At 47.5% G+C, this 5,738-nt stretch carries 7 protein-coding genes; 1 reads left to right on the top strand and 6 read right to left on the bottom strand.

The features are described from left to right. Positions 1 to 1,023: LarC family nickel insertion protein (locus PHU49_13630; GenBank protein ID MDD5245045.1), on the top strand; the 1,023-nt coding region annotated here is incomplete at its 5' end. A 61-nt stretch (positions 1,024 to 1,084) separates the two neighbouring features. Here the strand turns inward: PHU49_13630 and PHU49_13625 are convergent. The 6 genes from PHU49_13625 to efp form a co-directional block, all read right to left on the bottom strand. Then, positions 1,085 to 1,381, bottom strand: coding sequence for a DUF721 domain-containing protein (locus tag PHU49_13625; GenBank protein MDD5245044.1), 297 nt, complete (start codon positions 1,379 to 1,381; stop codon positions 1,085 to 1,087). A gap of 1 nt (position 1,382) precedes the next feature. Further along, positions 1,383 to 2,909: a methionine--tRNA ligase gene (gene metG / locus PHU49_13620; protein MDD5245043.1), complete on the bottom strand. Its 1,527-nt coding sequence runs from the start codon at positions 2,907 to 2,909 to the stop codon at positions 1,383 to 1,385. Further along, positions 2,906 to 3,682 carry a regulatory iron-sulfur-containing complex subunit RicT gene (gene ricT, locus PHU49_13615; GenBank protein MDD5245042.1) on the bottom strand — a complete coding sequence of 259 codons (777 nt, stop codon included), beginning with the start codon at positions 3,680 to 3,682 and terminating at the stop codon, positions 2,906 to 2,908. The genes metG and ricT overlap by 4 nt, the downstream gene beginning before the upstream one ends. Beyond that, positions 3,679 to 4,674, bottom strand: coding sequence for a DNA polymerase III subunit delta' (gene holB / locus PHU49_13610; GenBank protein ID MDD5245041.1), 996 nt, complete (start codon positions 4,672 to 4,674; stop codon positions 3,679 to 3,681). The genes ricT and holB overlap by 4 nt, the downstream gene beginning before the upstream one ends. After that, positions 4,664 to 5,287 (bottom strand): dTMP kinase, encoded by a 624-nt coding sequence (gene tmk, locus PHU49_13605; GenBank protein MDD5245040.1) that lies wholly within the window; start codon positions 5,285 to 5,287, stop codon positions 4,664 to 4,666. The genes holB and tmk overlap by 11 nt, the downstream gene beginning before the upstream one ends. Before the next feature lie 7 nt (positions 5,288 to 5,294). Continuing rightward, positions 5,295 to 5,738, bottom strand: a 444-nt coding sequence (gene efp / locus PHU49_13600; GenBank protein MDD5245039.1) for an elongation factor P, incomplete at its 5' end; no start/stop codon positions are given.

Here is a 5,738-nt window from a genome sequence, read left to right as displayed (position 1 = left end):
CCTGTTCAGAAGGCGCAGGGAATGATCAAGGGTATCCATCTTGAGATCGGGGAGAGCGACCGGCACCTGACCGTGAGGGAGATGGAAGAGATCATTGATGGATTGAAGGTTGAGGATGCTATCAGAAGAGATGCCCGCGGCATGCTCGGCATCATCCTGGATGGAGAAGCCAAGGTCCACGGAACGACAAGGGATGAACTCCACCTCCATGAACTGTCCCATGTAGATACCTTGATCGATCTCGTATCTGTTGCAAAGGGCGTACATTATTTCGGCATTGACCGGGTCTTCTGCGGGCCCGTTCCTCTCGGGCGCGGGATGATCAGGACTTCACATGGGATCATACCGAATCCTCCCCCTGTAACACTGGAGATCCTCAGCGGCTATAATGTCCTCTTTCTTGACGAGCCGCTGGAGCTGACAACACCAACCGGCGCGGCGATAGCGAGATATTATACGAAGAACAGGGACAGCGTCCCGCCATTCAACATGGATACAATCGGATATGGGGTCGGGTCCTATGCGACAGATAAACCGGATGCCCTCAGGATATTCATAGGTGAGTCAGGCGAGCCGCTCTCCGATGAAGAGGTATGGCTCATTGAGGTTGACCTCGACGACATGGAGATGGAATATATCGGGGCAGTTGCCGAGAGGATCCGTAACGAAGGGGCCCTCGATGTCCTCTATTTTCCGGTCTATATGAAAAAGGGGAGGCTGGGCATACGACTCTCTGTTACGGCACCCGCAGACAGGGTGCAGTACTTAGTTGAAAAGGTTTTTCAGGAGACAACGACATTCGGGATGAGGCTGATCAGGGAACAAAGAAGGGTGTTGAGGAGAGAGGAGCGATCCTTAGAGACATCCTTTGGTCCTGTAAGGATTAAAAGCGGCTTTGATGCCGGGGGAACACTTATAAAGACACACATCGAGTTTGAAGACGTGAAGAGGATCTCGGAAGAGAGAAATATCCCGTACAGACAGGTCCTGGATGCTGTAAGATCAGAGATAGCAAAAAAGTGAAAGGTGAAACGTGAAAGGTGAAAGGTTTTAAACTCCTAACGCTTCACGCCTTACGGTTTTATTAGCAGGTTGGTTTGAGAAAAAAGCGCAGGTCTTTAAAGGCATCCTTTTTGATCTTCATGTCTATCTTTTCAAGGATATCGATCTTCATATATTTAAGTTGTGTAAGCCACATGGGATCATCAACCTCTATATAGAGGATATGGCCTTTTATCCTTGCCGGTCTTGTATGTTGTGCCGTCTTATCTCCTACGATATCACTCCACATCGGGAAGATTCTGAAGAGGTCCAGATCTCCTGTTATCTTATTTTCTTTCAGAACCTTTGCGAGGGTCTTTTGTAATGAGACAAAGGGCATCTTAGCCCTCGATCCTCGGGAAGACAGGGGCTATCTTGTCAATACGCGATATATCGCCGGGATAATAGAACTGTTTCTCATTATCAAAAAGGACCTCTTCAAAAGATGTCCCCACGCCGAGGGCCTTCCGGATGGCTTCTGATTTCTGCGGCATAAAGGGGTAGAGGAGCATTGACACTATCCGCAAGCTGTTCCAGATGTTGTAGAGCACCGTCTTGATCCTTACATCACCCTCTTTGGAGAGTTTCCATGGGGCCTCGGAATCTATATACTTGTTGAGGATCGATATGATCTCGAAGACGTTGTGAAGTGCCTTATGGTACGCAAAGACGTCCATCTCTTTCTGGTACTCGTCGATGAGTTTCCTGACGTTTTCTTCAACATATTCGTCCATGCCGCCTTTCTTTTCGGGTCTCTCTATCTTTCCCTGGAGAAATTTTCCTATCATAGTGACGCTTCTGCTCGTAAGATTTCCGAAGTCGTTCGCAAGGTCCCCGTTGATCCTGTGTATGATGGCATGTCTTGAAAAATCCCCGTCTGACCCGAAAGGAACTTCCCTGAAGAGGAAAAACCTGAACTCGTCAACACCATAGGTTTTTATAATCTCATAGGGGTCAATAACGTTGCCAAGAGATTTTGACATCTTCTGTCCTTCTATTGTCCACCAGCCGTGGGCAACGACATGTTTCGGCGGTTCCACGCCAATGGACATAAGAAAACTCGGCCAGTATACAGCGTGAAATCGCAGGATGTCTTTCCCTATCAGATGGGCATCACAGGGCCAGTATCTGTTGAATTGATCCGGATCGTCGAGAAAACCGATACCTGTGATGTAATTGGTGAGTGCATCAAACCAGACATAGACGATATGTTTTTCCTGCACCGGTACCGGGATGCCCCAGGAGAAGCTGGTCCTGCTTACGCTTAAATCCCGCAGACCGCCTTTTACAAAACTCGCAACCTCGTTGTACCTGATCTCGGGTATGACGAAGTCTTTCTGTTCCTCCAGGAGGAGCATGAGCCTGTCCGTGTATTTCGACAGCCTGAAAAAGAAGCTTTCCTCTTTCAGCTTCTCCGGTTTCCTGAGACAGTCAGGGCAGAGCCCATCCTTGAGCTGGAGATCGGTAAAATAGCTCTCACAGGGGACGCAGTACCAGTCTTCATATGTGTCGAGATAGATATCCCCGTTTTCGTACGCCTTTTCGAACATGTACTGAACAACCTTTTTGTGCCGTTCCTCCGTTGTTCTGATAAAGCCCGTATTGGATATATTGAGCACCTGCCATAGGTCCGTGAACCTCTTGACCATCCTGTCGGCAAGCTCTTTTGGATGGATCCCGTGCTTCTCCGCGGCCTTTTCAACCTTCTGGCCGTGTTCGTCGGTGCCCGTAAGAAAGAAGACGTCATATCCGCAGAGTCTTTTGTAGCGTGACATAATATCCGCCGCAATGGTTGTGTAAGCATGGCCGATGTGAGGGACATCGTTGATATAATAGATAGGGGTTGTTATGTAGTATCTCTTGTTCATTTCACTATATCCTTCAGGGCCAGCGTGACCTCTTTGCCGTCGTCGAGTTGAACGGTTATGGTAAAGTTCAGGGTATTATGTTTCACGACCTTTCCCTCTCCCTGAGGGACAGTGACCCTTTTACCTATTTTCGGAAAGTCTTTTTTGGAATCTATATAGGTGTTGTATTCGTAGGCGAGACAGCACATCAATCGCCCGCATATCCCGGAGATCTTTGACGGGTTCAGCGCCAGGCTCTGTTCCTTGACCATCTTTATGGATACTATGGAGAAGTTGTTCAGGAATCTCCTGCAGCAAACGACATTGCCGCAATTGCCGAGTCCCCCTATGATCTTTGCCTCATCCCGGACGCCGACCTGTCTCAGTTCGATCCTGATCTTGAACTCCTTTGCCAGTTCCTTGACGAGTTCCCGGAAGTCAACCCTGCTCTCAGAGATGAAATAGAAGATGAGTTTCGTACCTCCGAACAGATATTCAGCGTTGAGGAGTTTCATCGGCAGCTTCATTTCCTGGATCTTCTGTTTACAAAAATTAAAGACTGATCGTTCCTTTTCCCTCAATGCCCTGTATTCGTTGATCTCGTTTTCAATGGTTTTTCTTGTAATCTTTTTTAATCCTGTCTTGTTTGTTTCGAGTGGTTCGGTAAGGACAACGCCAAGGCACGTGCCTTTATCGATCTCGCAGATTACATGGTCACCTATCTTGATATCGTCAGGCGCTTCCATCTCTATTACGCCGGTCAGTCTGTCTATGCTTACATAACAACTTTTCATACATGCCTCGTGATATGGAGAAGTAAGTTTTCAAAGATCAGCCATTTGTTTACATTATAACGCATAATGCGGATCGTTTCCTGAATTCTTTTGATCGACTCTTCGATCCACCGGAGGTCAACCCTTTCGAGTTCAAGAATATCTTTGATATCCCGGTTAATTATCATCGACGAGTCCTGTGAAATATTGAAGACGAAGATATCCCTGAAAAGAGAAAGGAGGAATGACAGGTATACCGTAACCCCATCGCCGGTTTTGGTGATCCTTTCAGACAGAAGCGTTGTGTTGAGGAAACTTTTATGTTTTCCGGTGATCAATTCCACCAGCCCGTTTCTCATCTGAAAATTATCCTTTTCCAACCAGAAGATTCCCGCGCCGATACTGCCATGGGAGATTAGGGAGAGGGTTTCAGCCCGGGTGTCGTCAAGCCGGAGAACGTCTGTAAAATAGCGCTTTAATTGTTCCTGCCGGAGGGCAGTGAAAGAGACCCTTGAGCAGCGGGACCGTATTGTATGGGGGATCTCCTCTTCAGACGCGGTGATAAGGAAAAAGATATTAAAGGGTGGAGGTTCTTCGAGTGTTTTCAGAAGGGCATTTGCCGCCTCACGGGTGAGGTTGTCCGCGCTGTCGATGATGATCGCCCGTTTTTTACCCTCGTACGGGTATTCATAGATCTCCTGATTGATGCCCCGGATCTTTTTTTCCTCATTCCCTCTGATAAAATCGATACCGATAGAGGTCTCACTCCCCTGCCTCGGCAGGATTATAAGATCGGGATGGCTCCCCCGGTCAATTCTGACACAGGCCTTGCAGGTCCCGCAGCCCTTTCCGTGTTCGCAGAGGATGTGTTTTACGAATTCGAGGGCTGTTTTTTTCTTTCCGATGCCATCCTGACCGCTGAATAAAAATGCATGGGGCATCCTTTCGTGTTTTAAAAAAGACAAAAGGAGATTTTTCTGTTTTTCATGACCGATGATCTCTTCAAATCCCATAGTTCTTCAGAAGGTTCTCCACATTTTTTCTTATAAGGATCTCTATGTCTTCAACGCGTTTTTTGCCGTCAACGATAAGAAACCTCTTCGGCTCTTCCCTGGAAAGTTTCAGGTAGGCGTTTTTTATCCTTTGATGAAAGGCAATGTCTTCTTTCTCGAATCTGTCCATTACATTATTAAAAGCGGCCTTTCTTTGCAACCCCTTATTGACAGGGCAATCAAGGAGGATGGTCAGGTTAGGTCTGATCCCTTTTGTAACAAGTCGGTTCAGTGTTTCAATAATCCCCAGGTCTATGCCCCTGCCGTAACCCTGGTATGCATAGCTTGCGTCTACGAACCTGTCGCAAAGGACGACCTTGCCGTCCTTTAACGCCGGCATTATAAGCTCCTCCACATGTTGCGCCCTCATGGCCATAAATACCAGCAGCTCAGAGAGAGGCAGGACGTTGAGGTTTTCGTGAAGAAAGATCCTCCTCAGCGCTTCCCCGAATGCAGTGCCTCCCGGCTCGCGGGTCTTTATGACCTCATACCCTTCTTTCTTCAGATGATTATAGAGAAACTCGATCTGGGTTGTTTTCCCGCTTCCCTCTATACCTTCGAACGTGATCAGCATGGTTCTCCTATTTTAAAACCCTTTCGATGTATTGACCGGTTCTCGTATCGATCCTGACCGCATCCCCTTCTTCAACGAAAAGAGGGACCTGAATCGTGTAACCTGTTTCCAGTAATGCCGGTTTTGAGGCATTCTGGGCTGTGTCGCCCTTGATGCCCGGTTCCGTCTCGACAATTGTCAGGACGACAAAATTCTGAATATCCACCCCTATGGCGTTTCCCTTATAGAAGAGTATTGTTAGCACCAGGCCGTCTTTAAGATAATTTTTTGTATCGCCGAGGCTCTTTTCGTTGACAAAGAGCTGCTCGTAGGTATTCTCGTCCATGAAATAATAGTTTTCCCCTTCCTTATAGAGAAATTGCATCTCTTTCTCTTCCATCTCGGGGACCTCTGCCTTGTCGCCTGACCTGAATGTTCTGTCAAGGACGTTTCCACTGATAAGGCTTTTCAG

It is taken from the genome of Syntrophorhabdaceae bacterium, assembly GCA_028713955.1.
Lineage (GTDB): Bacteria > Desulfobacterota > Syntrophorhabdia > Syntrophorhabdales > Syntrophorhabdaceae > UBA5609.
This window is presented reverse-complemented; position numbering and strand designations above follow the sequence as displayed.